The organism is Virgibacillus sp. GM2-2 (assembly GCF_055329585.1).
The window spans coordinates 159,278-176,117 of sequence record NZ_JBUZWC010000001.1 but is presented as its reverse complement, the minus strand read 5'-3'; the positions used below and the strand labels follow the sequence as shown (position 1 = coordinate 176,117).

10 protein-coding genes are annotated in these 16,840 nt (G+C 35.4%); 9 read left to right on the top strand and 1 reads right to left on the bottom strand.

From position 1 onward, the window contains the following. Positions 1-261 precede the first annotated feature (261 nt). The 5 genes from ACY9Z2_RS00740 (at position 262) to ACY9Z2_RS00720 (ending at position 6,398) form a co-directional block, all read left to right on the top strand. Positions 262-1,302, top strand: coding sequence for a HEAT repeat domain-containing protein (locus ACY9Z2_RS00740; RefSeq protein ID WP_463607681.1), 1,041 nt, complete (start codon positions 262-264; stop codon positions 1,300-1,302). Further along, positions 1,299-2,732: a glycosyltransferase family 2 protein gene (locus tag ACY9Z2_RS00735; protein WP_463607680.1), complete on the top strand. Its 1,434-nt coding sequence runs from the start codon at positions 1,299-1,301 to the stop codon at positions 2,730-2,732. Before ACY9Z2_RS00740 ends, ACY9Z2_RS00735 begins: the two co-directional genes overlap by 4 nt. Positions 2,733-2,734: 2 nt before the next feature. After that, on the top strand, positions 2,735-3,826 hold the full coding sequence (locus ACY9Z2_RS00730) for a hypothetical protein (RefSeq protein WP_463607679.1): 1,092 nt from the start codon (positions 2,735-2,737) through the stop codon (positions 3,824-3,826). Further along, positions 3,819-5,486, top strand: coding sequence for a protein-tyrosine phosphatase family protein (locus ACY9Z2_RS00725; protein WP_463607678.1), 1,668 nt, complete (start codon positions 3,819-3,821; stop codon positions 5,484-5,486). The genes ACY9Z2_RS00730 and ACY9Z2_RS00725 overlap by 8 nt, the downstream gene beginning before the upstream one ends. A 246-nt stretch (positions 5,487-5,732) precedes the next feature. After that, a complete protein-coding gene (locus ACY9Z2_RS00720) occupies positions 5,733-6,398 on the top strand; it encodes a hypothetical protein (protein WP_463607677.1) in 666 nt (221 codons plus the stop codon). 438 nt (positions 6,399-6,836) lie between these two features. Here ACY9Z2_RS00720 and ACY9Z2_RS00715 read toward each other — a convergent pair whose 3' ends face one another. Beyond that, the gene (locus ACY9Z2_RS00715) at positions 6,837-6,986 is read right to left on the bottom strand and encodes a sporulation histidine kinase inhibitor Sda (protein ID WP_463607676.1); all 150 of its coding nucleotides are present in this window, start codon (positions 6,984-6,986) and stop codon (positions 6,837-6,839) included. A gap of 1,496 nt (positions 6,987-8,482) precedes the next feature. Between ACY9Z2_RS00715 and ACY9Z2_RS00710 the strand changes: the two genes are divergently transcribed. The 4 genes from ACY9Z2_RS00710 (at position 8,483) to cas9 (ending at position 16,787) form a co-directional block, all read left to right on the top strand. Next, a complete protein-coding gene (locus tag ACY9Z2_RS00710; RefSeq protein WP_463607675.1) occupies positions 8,483-8,896 on the top strand; it encodes a hypothetical protein in 414 nt (137 codons plus the stop codon). A gap of 885 nt (positions 8,897-9,781) precedes the next feature. Then, positions 9,782-10,687, top strand: a complete 906-nt coding sequence (locus ACY9Z2_RS00705; RefSeq protein WP_463607674.1) for a DMT family transporter — start codon at positions 9,782-9,784, stop codon at positions 10,685-10,687. A gap of 788 nt (positions 10,688-11,475) precedes the next feature. Next, positions 11,476-12,522, top strand: coding sequence for a Fic family protein (locus ACY9Z2_RS00700; protein WP_463607673.1), 1,047 nt, complete (start codon positions 11,476-11,478; stop codon positions 12,520-12,522). 1,040 nt (positions 12,523-13,562) lie between these two features. Continuing rightward, a complete protein-coding gene (gene cas9 / locus ACY9Z2_RS00695) occupies positions 13,563-16,787 on the top strand; it encodes a type II CRISPR RNA-guided endonuclease Cas9 (RefSeq protein WP_463607672.1) in 3,225 nt (1,074 codons plus the stop codon). Positions 16,788-16,840 lie beyond the last annotated feature (53 nt).

The following is a 16,840-nucleotide window of genomic DNA, read 5'->3' as shown; positions in this document are numbered from 1 at the left end:
AAAAATTGGAAGTAAAGGTTATATAACTAACCAACTTTACTTCAACAAGTAGACGATTTAGTTACGAACTATCATTTTTGTTTGTATTTAAAGAAATATATAAATTTAATAATTGGTTGCAGTTCGAAAAACTGAGGAAATTTAGTTCGTGATGTACTTAAAAACTGGAATTATGATTCTATTGTGATCCAATTGTATATCATTTACGTTGTTCATAGTAAGCTAGTAGAAACGGGAAAGAGTTGAAAGAATGATGTTCGAATGATGAATGGTATCATCTTGCTAATTGTCATAACCATTGTTTTTATGTTTATTTTGGTTGTTTTATATCTGTACTTATTACTTCACCGAAAACATGAACATTCTATTAACAAACGCAAGAAAAGTTGGAAACAACAGTATGAAGCAACATTGATGGCCGATCTGCATAAAGGCAATACAGCATATCTTTTTGCTAATCTGAAAGGCTATCAGTTTGAGGTTTTACAGGAATTAGTTTATGCGTACAAAAAAGGGCAAGAAGCCAACCCGAAGACGATTGGTCATGTTAAGGATTTTGCTACGGCACATTTACTTAATTATTACAGACAACAATTATCAAGTAAGCGGTGGAGCTATCGAATGAATGCACTTTACTACATCGAAGAATTTCATCTAACGTCCATGCAAGAGGATCTTCTTACAAGCTATACAACAAAATCTACCTCTGAAGAGGAAAGGTTTTTGATTATGCAAATTCTTTCCTTATTTCAGTATGAAAAAATAGGTGCGTTAATCCTAGATAATGATATTCCTGATTTTAATTTACATAAAATATTAATGCGTGTTGACTCGAAAACCATAGAAGCATTTATCCGTGATTTTGATGATTTAAAACAGGAATTACAAGAAAATTTAATTGACGTATTGGGAAAACGTGAGGAATTCCAGGCTACATTGCTTTTAAACAAACTACTAGAGTCAACCAACGTAGAATTACGTGTACGAGCATTAAAGGCATTGAGTTCACTAGAGGAATTACCATCTTTTGACATACTAGAATTGCTTTACAAATCCGACTTTTGGCAAGAAAGAGTGATGGTTGCAAAAGTATTAGCAATAAGTAATGCTCCACTAATGATTGAATGGTTGGGAGAGTATCTAATGGACCCCAGTTGGTGGGTTAGGCGTACCGCTGCACAATCGTTATTACAGTCTAGTGCAGGAGAACAGGTACTTATTCGTATGGCCCAATCGCATCATGACCAATACGCAATGGACATGGCAAGGTACTGGTTGGAAAGAAGGGTAGTACATGTATGATTGATATTGAGAAAGTTCTTGATGATTTATTTATCGTAAGTAGCATTGTTGTTGCATTTTATTACGTGCTTGCCATTATATTTTATCTAGTTACGCTTGTTAGTGCGATTTCATTTGTCCGAAAGAGATATAAATTAGAAGATGAAATACCGTATGAAGATCTATTGGATTCCCCTTTTACCGCACCTATTTCCATTTTAGTCCCTGTTTATAATGAGGAAAAAGGTATCAATAGCTTACTTGAATCCTTACATGATATCCACTATCCAGAATATGAAATTGTTGTTATTAATGATGGGTCAGAAGACCGCACCATGAATGTATTACATCAAAATTACGAGTTAGAGCCATTGCAAGTTCCCATTCAAATAAAAATAGAAACTCAAGCCATAAAAAATGTGTACCGTTCTAAAATTAGACCCAACCTACTAGTGATTGATAAGATGAACGGGGGGAAATCGGATGCACTGAATGCTGGTATTAATGCAGCCACTTATCCATATATTTGCTCCATTGATGGGGACTCTATTCTGGAAAGAGATGCATTTGTAAAAGTAATGAAACCAATATTAGATTCTGACCAAGAGGTTATCGCATCTGGAGGTACCGTCCGAATTGCAAATGGGTGTGAAATTCTTGCTGGAAAGATAGCAGAAGTCAAATTGTCAAAAAATCCAGTCGTAATCATGCAAATCATCGAATACTTACGTGCCTTTTTAATGGGGAGAATCGGGTTAAGTCGTGTTAATCTTTTATTGATTGTGTCAGGTGCATTTGGCGTATTTTCAAAAAATTGGGTAATAAAGGCAGGTGGATATGATAATAATACGGTTGGAGAAGATATGGAGCTAATCGTGCGCCTTCATCGATTTATAAAAGAGGAAAAGAAGGACTTAAAGATTGCTTATGTTCCGGATCCGGTTTGTTGGACTGAGGCACCGGAAACGTTAAAAGATTTAAGAAGACAACGAAAACGGTGGCATAGGGGGCTGGTCGAAAGTCTCGGTAAGCATCAGAAAATGGTGTTAAACCCGACATACAAATCAATTGGGCTCATATCGATGCCATATTATGTAATTATTGAACTATTGGGTCCACTAATTGAGTTATCGGGATATATACTTATGGTGTTTGGAGTTTTATTAGGAAAGCTTTACCTGGAATTTAGTATCATTTTATTTGTCATGTCGTTCATTTTCAGCTCGGTATTATCCATGTTTGCAGTAATGTTTGAGGAGTGGAGCTTCCGAAAATACCCTGACTTCCATGATATTACAAGGTTACTTTTTTATTCCTTATCGGAAAGTTTTTGGTACCGACCCCTTCACGTGTTTTGGCGAGTGGAGGGCTTGATTTTGGCAATATTTAATATAAAAAGAAGCTGGGGCAATCTAAATAAAAAAGGGATATTTAGTAAGGGAGATGAATGACAATGGGAAGATTAATAGTTGTAATTATATGCATTGTTATTCTACTTTCTCCTCGAATTCTATGGCAAATACTAGATCATAAACCTATAAATCTGTTTGTCATAGATAAAACGGTACCAGATGATAGTTTTAGAGAACATGCTGGATTATTTTGGATTTTAAATCATGAAAAGATAGTAAATTCAGATGGGAAATTATACGATTTAGAACAAGACTACTTCGGGTTTGATCCTTCTAAACTGAGCGGTGATAAAACGTTGGCCATACCTAACAGTCTTGACCTGATCTATGTAGCGGATACATACGGGGTGTATTCGGAAGACCTAAAAGGCAATAATGAAGGCCGACGTTCGGAGCTTGTATACGGTGGGTTATCTTTTGCGGAGTGGAACGAAATGTTAGTGTCAAAGCAGCCCGATACTGTTTTAATTACAGAGTTTAATACGTTTTATTCTCCGACAGAAAAAGGGATTCGTAAACTTGCTGGACAAACAATTGGAGTAGAGTGGACAGGTTGGATAGGGCGATATTTTCCTAAGCTAGATGGCAAGGAAGTTCCATTGTGGGCTAAATCAAATTACAATAATCAAAATAATGAAAAATGGTCATTTAATGGTAGCGGATTCTTATTTGTTAATACTACCGATCAAATTGTTGTTTTAGAGGAAAAAGATTTTTCGGATCAACTACAGTTTAAGTGGACTGAAGAAGGAGAGAAGCACTTCCCTGAAGCAAAGAATAGCGTTTACGACTATTGGTTCAGTATCTCAGAACCAAATAAGAATATAACAGTTGAAGCAACATTTACACTTAATGTGACACAATTTGGAAAAGAAAAGTTAAGCGGATATAATATTCCTACAACATTTCCAGCAGTTTTGTATAATCAAAAGGAAAATATTTATTACTTTGCTGGAGATTTTGCTGATTATAATCCTGCAGTGTGGAAAAAGTGGTATGGATCACAGACCTTACAACAACTATTTGCCTATTTTAATAAAGATAAACAATTTTATTGGTGGAGTTATGTCCCATTAATGGAACAAATTTTCGAGAATATTGCTAACAAAAGGGAGCTGATTCCAAATGATTAAATTTCTTGTCTGGTTTGTTTTTTTAGCATCGTTTGGTTTTGCTGGTGGTGGGATCTTACTGTTGTATTTACTTGTACCTATTGAAGAATGGCTGGTACAGTCTGGTTATTCCCAACAATTTATTGATGATGTCATGTCCTATATTGTTTATGGATGGGTACTCTTTGGGTTCACTGTCTCTATTGTATTTTACCGATACTTACTGTCGGTGGATAAAAGGAAAAAAGCTGGCTATTTCGTTACATCCGTATCCTTTGTTTCAGCAATTGTAGTGTTTATGCTGTTTATGAATCCACAAACTGCGATGGTAGCTGGTACAAGAGGAGATATTCATCAAGTAAATGATCAAATCACCTTTGGACCGTATCCCGATCAAGCAAAGATGAAACAGTTGAAAGCGGAAGGGTACGACGGAATAATTAGCTTAATGAGCCCAACAATTCCATTTGAGAAAGAATTGTTAGAAGAAGAAAGTGGTAACGCCGAAAAGGTTGGCATTACGTTTCTATCTTTTCCAATGCTACCGTGGATCGGTGACAATTCGGCGTCATTAAGGGGAATTAAAGAAACAGTAAGTGATGACTCCAAACGATACTATATCCATTGTTACTTAGGTAAACATCGTGTTGACCTGGCAAAACAAGCCATTGCATCGGTCACAGAAGTAGAAACCGATCAAAGAGAATTTTTAATGCCATCAGATTTTGAGCGTGGTTATGTTTTTGGCTATCATAACAATCAAATCATTTTAGGTCCATATCCAACTGAAGAGGAATGGGCTACGGTGTTGATGAGAAAAGGTATAGAAGAGGTTGTTACTACCATTGAAAAGGATAGCAAAATATTTCAGCAGGAAAAGCAGTTACTAAAAGATTCAGGTTTGAAGCTGACATCCATTCCGATTGATGCTAATGAACCTGAACCAAAGAGTGTTCAAGAGGTTGTAAGCTATGTTCAAGGTCTTAAGCATAAGGTTTATGTACATACGTTCAAAAACAGCGATAGCCTATTTGCATTGGAAACCGCGTTTTCTACGGGGACAAATCCGTTAAGCAAGAAGCAACTCTTTCAACTATTCCCGAAAAATCGAATTATCAATGTCGGAAGCCGGATATTTATTGGGCAAGCACCAGAAAATATTAATAACTTGAAAACCGTGGGGTTCGAATCAATCGTTGATCTTTCTAGTAAACAAGAAAGTCTCTACAAGATAGCAAAAACGAACGTTCAACGTCAAGGACATGTTTACATCTATGGTCTAAATGATAATGATACAAAGCAGTTAGTATCTCTGTTAGAAGGCATACTTTATGGCTTTGATGATGAGGATAATGATATAAACATTCCAGGTTCGGAAGTGCTTGAACGAAATAGAATTATCGGGCCAATACCAAATAAAGAGGAATGGATGACCTCTATTGTCAAGAATGGAATACACAATGTGATATTCTTAAAGGCGGAAGCACTACAGCAAGAAAAGGAATATCAAATAGTAAAAGCACTGGCGCAAGAAACAGGTGTTGGATTTGAAACCATTTTAATTACTCCTGGTTATGAAGAAAAAATCATAAATTCATTATCGAATCGAAACACATCAACCTACCTAATCGTCAACGATATAATTAAAAAAGAAATTAAACAGTTGTTAACGGATATTTGAATGACAATCCTTATTGGATATAGTCTTGAAAATGCGAATTACACCGTTAGGCAATTGCAAGAAAAATAGGTGTCTAATGTAACAACGGTAAGAGGATGTATAGGGAGCATAGCGTATAGAGTAAATATCTAATGCGTAGAACTTTTTAATACGTTACATGTGGAGTGGATAAATATGGTAATATGATATAAAAAGATCTCGATTGAAGTTTTCTAGTAAAAGAAAAAGCAAATAGGGAGGTAACATATGAATGGCATATATGAATCAATGTGGAAGAAAATTGGAAATGGTAAGACGTTACACTTTATAATTTATACTTGGATTTTTGCTACCATTTTTAATAAATTTGCGGATAGAGAATTAACCAAACTGTTGAATGCTAATAATGAAACAATTTATACATATAATTATTCATTCGGTGCCACGGGTCTAATACTTGTGATTCCCGCAGCATTGCTTAGTTTATTGATTGTAATAGTGTTGGTCAAAACAAGGGACAGACTTTTTCCAAGATTGACTACATATAAGGTCGTATTATCCCTACTAAAGTTGATCAAAGTGCTATGGAAAGCTATATACTTTTTGGGGGCTAGTGTAGTATATCTCGTATTTTTTCTCGCAAGTTTATTCTCTGATGGTGGCGCCCGTTCTTCTTCTGGTGGAGGTAGTTACCATTCTAGTGGTGAAACTTCTGGCGGGGGAGCAAATAATTCGAATAGTAGAAAGGACTTAAAAAAGGAAGCAGAACGGAAAGCAAGACAATTACAAAAAGATGCTGATTACGCTTATAAACATACAGGAAAACAAGCGCGATATAATATCAATTCATCCCATTTTGACAGTAGACTTAATCGGGCAAATGCAAAGCAACGTGAAGCTAATGAAGCAGCGAGGAGAGCGCGAAATTTATAATTATGTTTTCTTCAGCACATGAATAGTATGCTCAATTCTTTAGTAGGCCACCCTATCTATGAGATGTTTTATTGTTATTTTACATTGCTATTAGCGTTCCCCGTAATAAGGATCATTAAATTAACTGTCACAGTAGCTGGCTGTTGATTTTAGTTTGAAGTAATATAGGGGGGGATTAATCATGACGAAAAAATATAGTAAGCTGGGGAAGCTAATTGGCTGGTTAGGTTTTCTTATTTTATATCAGGTTTATTATTTTTAGTGAAAGTGGTTTGATGGCAGAAGATATTCCAGAAGAATTCTATTCTTTCGCCTTCCCATCAATCATAATAGGGGTAATTTTACTCGTGATTTCTAATTTCTTTAAGAAAGAAAAATAGCTTCAGAATTTGGCGTTAAGTAGAAGATAGAACAATGGATAGACGCACATAAAGGGAATTAAACAGGAAAAGCTGACGGATCAGGAACCACTAGCTGTCGCTGTTTGATTTCTTTATTTAAAATAGATATGAATTCAGAATTTAAATCTAGTTGTATAGCATGTACATATGCTTCTAATAATAGTTCATCAGATAGATTAATAACCATACAAAGGCACGTCCTTTCTCTCCAAGAAAATTAGCTTGAGTTGTTGTTCTCGTGTTTTGACTCGTCTATTTCTTCAAACTCGTATTCCTTTTTATCAGAGAGCATTTCAAGTTTTTTCAAACATGCGGACTAAACTTCTGTATATTCGATATCGCTATTCTCTAATTTCCATTCCTTTCTGTGACATCTATCCTAGTTCTTATTAATCTCATTTTAACATATTCAGAATAAATTAACAATTACAAATATATTGACTTTTAATAACGGACAACCACCATTATTTTGAAATTTTCGGACGCTTTGGAATCCGCTTTCTTAGATGAAATGTGTGCATAGAAAATATGCGACAGTAGAGTAACCTAATATAAATGAAAGGTAGGAATATGCCTGGGCGCTCTCAAGAAGCAAATGTTTAGAAGATATCACTGGTGAAACGGACGACGTCAATTATAAATTTCGATAAAAAAGTGTCTTTTTAAAGTGTGATACAATTAAAGAAAAATATGGAGGTTCATTGTGGAAATATGAAACTATAGTTCTGTGGACATTGCACAATTCACAAATTTAATGACAGACATAGGTTATCCTACATCACTGGATTGGTATTACTCTTCATGCTACATATACGAATAACAATATAAATGTTCAAATAACATCACTTGTTACAAGAAAAGTATCGAGGACAGGGTATTGGAAAAAGGCTATAGAAAATGAACAACTGCTTTTCCGAACGGGATCAAAATGAGTAAGTGTATTGCACTTAGGTGATTTTGAAGTAAAAAACTAAAATCTAATAGCTTGTCTAAAGGAAGTGTAGACGTGTCGGTATAAGATAGTTCTAGACAGGATTTCCAATCCGTTATACTACACGGTTGGTCATTAAACCATCAGGTGACGTTAAACTGTTTAGAATCAATATTCAAAAAGCGGATAGGGTGGAAAAGGGTATACATAGATTTTCCAGGGATGAGTGGTTTGAAGCCACTAGCACCTATTCAGAATTCCGACGACATGTTAAATATAGTTCTTGAATTTGTAGATGAGATAATATCGAAAGGAAAAAGTTGATGAAAAAGGTTTATTATATTTTATTGTTGGCTTGGGCATGTACATATACCCTCATTTTTTGTGATTTGGCTTTTTACAGTACTTATAATTCGAAAGTTCTTCTGTATTTGTCGTTACTGTTTTATATATTGGCAATTATAGTAAATAAAAGGTTTAACGAAACGCTAATTCTTATTGCTATTCTCTATCTTTTGCCAGGGTTATACATCGTTTATCTGATAATCTACTTTTTGAAGAGCTTTCCTTCACCAGTTTAAGATTAATTCAAGTTTATTTTCGCGCCACTTGTGGGCGCATTTTTTTATGTTTTTATTAATTATTTTTTATTAGCGATTATTGACTAAATTATAAAAATATAGTTTAATTAGATATGGTTCTAAAGTCTTGTCCATTCGTAGTAAAATTAGACTACTAAAGGTGGGTTTAACATGAAAATATCTTTTGATTCATTAATGCGTCAGAACTGTACCAGGTTTAAAAGACATACATATCAACTGCCGATTAAAAAAATGCAACCTGGTGGTATATTTGTAGTCTGGAATGCTTATGAAAGATATTGTCCAGATAATGGTGTGCTTGCTTTGTATTTTAATTTCGTAATCCGAAACCACGTGATAGTTGAAAATCCACTAGGTGACTATCATTTGTGGGAACAATTAGAATCACAACTTTCCCGTGAGCAATTGAAATGGATGCATTATCATATTTTCGACAATATACCAGAAGAAAATCTTGCAAAACTGGAAAAAGTCCCAGTTGAAGTGGTTAAAAATTGGGGTAAAAGTGCGAAGAAGAAACTTTGGAACGTAATAGATGAGATGGGAATGGGTGTTCTTTCATAAATAATGTTGACTAAATTAAATAAGATTTTAAAGATCTATGAGTCAATTTTGACTAACTATTAGAACACCATTATTGAACGTACAATATAATTAAAAATAATTATCCATATTTAGAACAAAGTTCAATTAAGTATATTTTTTGTTGCATTAACTAGATTGGTGGGGTGGAAAAATTTTTTACTTTATCTATTCTTTTCTACCTTTTCGCTATTGGTGTAAATAAAGGGTGGAACAAATTACTTATTTTTATTGGTTTTCTGTATAGTATAGTATTTTTATAATTTACTATTATGTTTATTTTGTTTTTACTGTATCATACGTAAATTTTGAAAGGATAACCTTCTATGAGAAAAAAGTTTTATTATGCAGTATTAATAGGATGGACGATAGCATTTATATATACACTATATAAATACAATCTAAATATGGGTTACTGGAAAAATCCAATACTTTTATCTATGCTTCTATATACTTTTGCTATTTTGGTGAATAAGGGATTTAATAAACAACTGATCGCTATTGCAATTTTATATATTTTATTTGGGCTATATACTATTTTTGATTTGATACGGTCCTTTGTAAATTTTTCGTTTGTTTAGGAATATTTTACGCAAGTAGGGACGTATTTTTTAACTGTTAGTATCTCTCTTCTTTTCAATAATAGTCAAAACACGTGTGTTATCCTGATGTATAAAAGTGTCGTGCTGATTCCTTCAAGGATCAATTCATGCTTGGAGAGTTGGATACTTTTCTACGTATAGTTGTCTCCTTTTCTTAAATGAAGAGGAGGTTTTTTGTATAGTGAGAGATTGCAATTGTGTCGTGACAGATGTTATTGATTACTGTAGAGTATAAGAATCAACTCAGAAACTAGGTGAACAGATTATGCTCAAAATATATATTCTCTTACTAATGGTCATGGTCGTATGGGGTTTAAACTTGTCAGCATTAAAAGTTTTGGTTGAAGCAGTAGACCCAATATTACTTACATCATTTCGAATCATGACAGCTGGCATTTTTGTTCTAGTTATTTGTGCTGTGATGGGAATTTTTAGGCTGCCCTTAAAACATGAATGGCTCGTAATTTTCTACATAGCAGTTTTTAATGTGATTTTACATCATTCCCTCGTTGCAGTTGGGATAGAGATGACAACCGGTATAAATGCGGGGCTCATTTTGGGGATGATGCCATTAGTGACGATGATGATGGCTATCATTATTTTACGTCAGCGCGTCACGTGGGTACGAATTTCTGGCTTTATGATAGGTTTTATAGGTATTGTCGTAACTACTTTAACTGGTGCTGGTGGATTGGCAGCTGTTTCGCTCGGTGACGTTATCATGTTTTTAGCTGTTGTGGTGCAGGGGTTTAGCTTTGTCTTAATTAGCAAACTTAAACCGACATTTGATCCAAGGCTCGCAACTGGATACATGCTTGTTATCGGATCAGTGTTTATCTTTTTATTGAGTCAGTCGTTCAGTTCTGGAATCCAGGAGATTACTAATTTGCTAGACTGGAAGCTTGGGGCAATCTTTTTATTTAGTGCAGTTATAGCATCAGCGTTTGGTCACATGACATACAATTACGCAATTAAAAAAGTGGGTCCAGCTGAAACAGCAATTTTTATTAATTTAAACACACTTTTTGGTATTACTGGAGCTTCACTATTTTTAGACGAGGTAATTACGTTGAATCATGTAATTGGCTTTTTATTGATTTTAAGTGGCGTTTTTATCGGTACGGGGGCATTGGAGTATGTGGTGGCAAAGAGGAAGAGCAAAGAAGTATAGTTTTGCGTGCCTGTGATCTCGTGAATTTAGTCCGAAATTGATTATTTTCAGATGGTGATTATGTAGATGAATTGTGCTACTATGCCGAGATTTGAGCCAGTCACTGCGAAGAAAAAGAGAACCCCGATGAATGAAAGCTACTATGGAAAAACCTCTTGTATATAATAGTTGTTGCACGCAAAAAGCATGACACTTTTACAAAAGAGGTTTTTTTATGATTAATTATCGTAAGGTTCTAGAATTGTATTTTGAGGAATCAGTCAAAAAACGATCAATTCTAGTACAGGTCATTCAAGAAACACAATTTCTAAAGGCGTAACCACACATCTCATACAGATCCAATTGCTGTTGGGTAAAGTAAAAATTTCGTTCCAAACTGAAATTGTTTAAAAATAAACATATCCAAAAATGTTGTAAATGAATATGTTTATGGGTATACTGATTTATATAAATATATTCATTTAACCTTACTTGAATATATTTAGAAATTTTTGCAGTTTGTTTGACAGGCAGTAATACCGCCACTTTAAAAATTAGGTGAATTGAGGTCGTACACCCCGATTAGTGTTCAACTACCATTCAGTTAGAGGAGAGCGAAAACTCCCACTGAATGGAGTTTAGCTTTATTTCGGATACTATGCTGAACTTAAGTAACGCTATGCTACAAGAATTGAGGACGAAATCAAGGGATTCATTTGAAAAAAGTAACCTATTTACCAGTAAACATATTCATTAACAAACAAAATGAATATGTTTAACCGTTGTGCCGTTTTTAGGAGGAAGTAAGAATGAAAATGTTTGATTATAGCTCACTTAAGAATCTAAGGTTACCGATGGAAACGGTTAATTTGATTGCAAAGATTAACGAGTACAAAGGAAAACAAGATCTATATATGAAGCAGGCCCCTCAAATATTAAATACACTTAAAGATGTAGCAGTGATTCAATCAACTAAAGCTTCAAATGCTATTGAGGGGATTATCATTACGGATAAACGCTTAAAAGGTTTAATGGAAAATAAAGCGAATCCATCTGATCGATCAGAGGGTGAGATTGCAGGATATAGAGATGTACTAAACCTTGTTAATGCCTCTCATGAGGGTATTCCCGTAAATGCAAATGTAATCCTACAATTGCATCGCCAGCTTTATCATTACATTGCTGCTGAAGGTGGAAAGTGGAAAAATGTTGATAATGTGATTAGCGAAAAATTACCAAATGGAGAGAAAGTAGTTCGATTTAAACCCTTGTCTGCGTTTGAAACTCCAGATGCTATGGAAACAGTCTGTAATGAACTGAATGAAAGAATGAGTAAAGAAGACGTGGAACCGCTCATTTTGATTAGTTTGTTTATACTAGATTTTTTATCGATCCATCCATTTAATGATGGTAACGGAAGAATGGCACGAATACTAACCTTACTTCTTCTTTATAAGAACAATTTTGAAGTTGGTAGATATATTAGTTTAGAAAAGATTATAGAAGCTACCAAAGAAGGGTATTACGAAACGTTACGTCAGTCATCTCAAGGATGGCATGAAAATGAAAATAATATATTTCCTTGGATCAATTATATTTTAAGTACCTTTGTGGCAGCATACAAGGAACTTGAGTCAAGGGTTGGCCTAGTTCAAACCGGAAAAGGGAATAAAGGTGCTAGAATAAAAAAGTACATTGAGAATAAAATCGGTTTTTTTACAAAAGAGGATATTCGTAAGGCATGCCCAGATGTAAGCGAATCGACCATAAACCGTGTGCTTCATGAACTAAAAGAAAAAGGGGTTATTGAGCCAACTGGATTAGGTAGGAGCGCTAGGTGGAAAAAGATTCAGTGAATATAATGGCCTGTCACTTTCCGATTGGATCTGCTGTATTTTTCAAATAAATTATTTTTTGGTCAATTTGAAGTAAATCTAGAAAACATTGAACAACCTCTTGTAATTTCAAATACATGTACTAAAATTTGGAAAGCGTTTTAGAACTTGATGACTCGCTTGATGGAGGGTTTTTTGTAGAAAGGGAGAGACCTAATACTCTCCCAATTATTGATTTCCTACAGCAATGGCTTTGATGGAGCTATGACTTAACATTCCAATTATGGAACTCAAGAATATACTATATTATTATTCTATTAAAATCAAACCAATAAAAAGAAAGGGTTTACATAAGTATAGAATTAGTTTATTGTTATTTGTAAGTTAACTAGGTGAGATTAATAAATAAAAAAAGGTTTGGATTGTTAACATTCCATTTAAAATAGGTGAATATATGGATAAAATTATACTTCTATTAACAAAACTTAGAGAGGTGACAGAGAGTATCTCACCAATAACTATAACTTTCAATTTTTTAGTTATTGAAATTCATAGCAATGATTAATTACTGATCCTTAAGCTATTGGTAGATTTCTTAAATAACCTTAAGTAATTTTTATCAGCGAATTGATTTTAAATGAATATACATATGATTAAAAGCAGCATGATTAATTCATTTTTAGGCTTTATAATCGGTTTTTATTATGGCTGTAGAGTAATTAGTCCCATATCTCCCCTAATTAACCTTTAGAAACGAATTATTTAAGTAGCTCCATTTCTGCCAAAAAATTGCATATGCTTGACAACATTTAGGTCAAATGTTATGATAGTGTCCTCATAGTACAGCAATGGCATTGATGTTTCTATGATAAGGCTACTTTTAAGTAAGTAGCTCGTGGCGTTGGGGATCGCCTGCCCATCTGAGATGGGTGTCTCCCCATTACATACAACAAGATTGACCTTAGCTATTGAAACATAGCTGAGGTTTTTTTTGTAGATACATAGATTAATGCAAGGAAAAGATGGTAAGACTGGTAAGAAATTGGTAGAGGAGGAATTAGGTGAAGGAATTAGATTATCGTATTGGCCTAGACATTGGAACGAATTCAGTCGGATGGAGTGTTATTAACCTTGTATTGAATGATAGCAATAAATTTGAGACAACCAGTATTGTTGATTCGGGTGTACGTATGTTTGATAAAGCAGAAATTCCAAAAACTGGTGCCTCTCTAGCTGAACCTCGGCGCTTGGCTCGTTCCTCACGTCGTCGTTTACGCCGCCGTAGTGAACGGAAAAAAGAAATTCGACAGCTTCTTCTAAATTATGATGTGTTAAATGAACAAGAGATAAAGCAGCTTTATTCCCGCCAAAATAGCGCGGTTGATATATGGAACATTCGCCTGGAAGGATTGGATCGTTTATTAAGTCGTCAAGAATGGGGGCGCTTACTTATTCATCTCGCCCAGAGGCGTGGCTTTAAGTCAAATCGGAAGTCGGAACAAAATGAAACGGAAACGGGGGCTGTGCTCTCGAGTGTCAAAGACAACAAGGAACGGCTAACAAAGTATCGTACAGTCGGTGAAATGTGGATGAAAGATTCGACGTTTACCAAATACGAAAAACGTAGAAATTCTAGTGGTGAATATATTTTTAATGTAAGCCGCTATGATCTTGAACAAGAAATTGTAATGCTCTTTGAAAATCAGCGTAAATTTCATTCAACCTACGCTACGGAGGAAATGCAGGAAGCCTATTTGAAAATCTGGAATCATCAGCTGCCATTTGCTTCAGGAAACGCAATCTTGAAGAAGGTTGGGGTCTGTTCGCTTGAACAAGAAGAACGCCGCATTCCCAAAGCAACATATGCATTTCAATACTATATGGCACTCGATAAAATCAACCGGGTCAGAGTCGGGTCAGATGTGGAGCCGTTGACAGCTGAACAGCGTGCTGTCATATTGGATAAACTTTTTAACAGGAATGATTTAACAAAACGTAAAAGTGCTCCAGTAGTTAAGTACTCAGACCTCCGAAAGTGGCTGGAGCTTGATGATACACTAAGATTTAATGAGTTAACATACGATCCTGACGCAAAACTTAGTCAAAATGAAAAATTTCCTTTTGTTAAGTTGGATGCCTTCTATCAAATTAAACGCATAGCCGACATCCACACAGCTGATTCTGGAGAAACTTATGACCCAATTGATTATGATGCCATTGGTTTTGCGCTTACAGTTTATAAAACAGATAAAGATATCCGTAATTACTTAAAAAATCCTGGGAATATAGCAAAGCGAGAATTTGCAGATGACATGATTGAAGCACTACTCCCATTATCTTATTCTAAGTTCGGCCATCTTTCGTCAAAAGCTATACAAAACCTGTTGCCGCTTATGGAAGAAGGGCTGACTTTTAAAAAAGCAGCAGATAAATTTGGCTATGATACGACTGGGTTGCAAAGCGCTAAGCGTGAGAAGTTGCTACCACCGATTCCGGAGGATATTGGAAATCCAGTTGTAAAAAGGGCACTCACTCAATCACGTAAAGTTGTCAATGCGATTATAAAAAAATACGGGTCACCTGCCTCGGTACATATAGAATTGGCTCGTGATCTTTCAAAGAGTCATGAAGAGCGTAATAAACTAGTCAAATCGCAGAAGGCCAATTATGAGCGAAATACAGGTGCAATTAAAATGCTCGCGGAATTTGGCATTTTGAATCCTAAGGGTCATGATATCATCCGATATAAGCTCTGGGAAGAACAAGAGCAAAAATGTGCCTATTCACAAAAACGCATCCCTGCCGAGGAGTTTTTTAAGGAATTGAAACGAGAAAGGAATAGTGCGCCCAAATTGGACGTGGATCACATTCTCCCGTATAGCCAAAGCTTTATGGATAATTACCATAATAAAGTGCTGGTTTATAGTGATGAAAACCGGAAAAAGGGGAACCGAATCCCCTTTGATTATTTGAAAGCAAATCCGATTCGTTGGGAGGCTTTTGAAGATTATGTTATTAACAATGTGAAATTTTCCAAGCCGAAGAAGCAGTATTTATTAAAAAAGGAATTTTCAGCACATGAGGAAGAATTGGTAAAAGAGCGTCATCTTAATGACACGCGCTATATTAGTAGGTTTTTCAAAAATTTCTTGGAGCAGCGACTTCAGCCGAAGTATTCTGACGGGAAGAAGTGGGTAAGTACGGTAAATGGACGGGTAACCTCACATCTCCGCAGACGTTGGGGACTTGAAAAGCACAGGGAAGATACACATCTTCACCATGCAATGGATGCTATTGTCGTGGCTTGTACAGACGATGGGATGATACAACGGGTGACCACGTATCATAAAGGAAAGGAAAATAATGCAAGAATTGAAGAACCTTATTTTCCGAGTCCGTGGAAAGGTTTTCGTGATGAACTTCTCACACATTTGGCTGAATTACCAAATCCTGAGACCATTCATCAGGTGCTAGAATCTAATCTTCCGCTTCCCTCTTATATGATGGTTTCCCGGAAGGCGAGGCACTCGGTTACTGGTGCGGCACATAAAGAAACTATTTTGATGAAAGGTGGGGTTGATAGTTCGGGCAAAACTATAATCGTAAAACGTGTTCCTTTACAAGATATAAAGTTTGATAAGCACGGTGATTTTGCAATGGTAAATAAATATTCTGATCCTGCCACTTACGAAGCAATTAAACAACGATACCTTGCTCACGGCGGTAATACGAAAGAAGCATTTGAGGAGACGCTTTATAAACCGAGCAAGAAAGGTAAAGGTAACCCAATTCGCCGTGTGAAGGTCGAAGTCGATAAACGATCGCATGTTCGAGAAGTGAATGGTGGAGTTGCTCAGAATGGAGATCTTGTCCGAATTGACTTGTTTTTAAAGGATGAGAAGTATCACATGGTACCAGTTTATGTTATAGATACAAGTATGGAAAAGTTGCCGAACAGGGTAGTTACAGCGGGAAAAGGGTACGATCAATGGGTAGAACTTGATAAAACGTTCATTTTTCAATTCAGCCTTTATCCATATGATTTAGTTAGACTGAGACGTGTGGATGAGGATCGTTTTCTTTATTTCAGTACCATTGATATTGGAAGTAATCGGGTAATATTTAAGGAAGCAAATGTACCCCATGAGCAGACTGCTCGTCGTTATACATTAAGAGGTATTGACAAAATGGAAAAATATCAAGTTGGTATTTTAGGTGATTTGTCTCAAGTTAAAAATGAAACACGTCAGCCGTTTAAACAAAAGAAAGTAACACAGAAGATATAATAAATACAGCAGGTAGACTTTTCTATCTGCTGTATTTTTTTATGCCAAGTTGG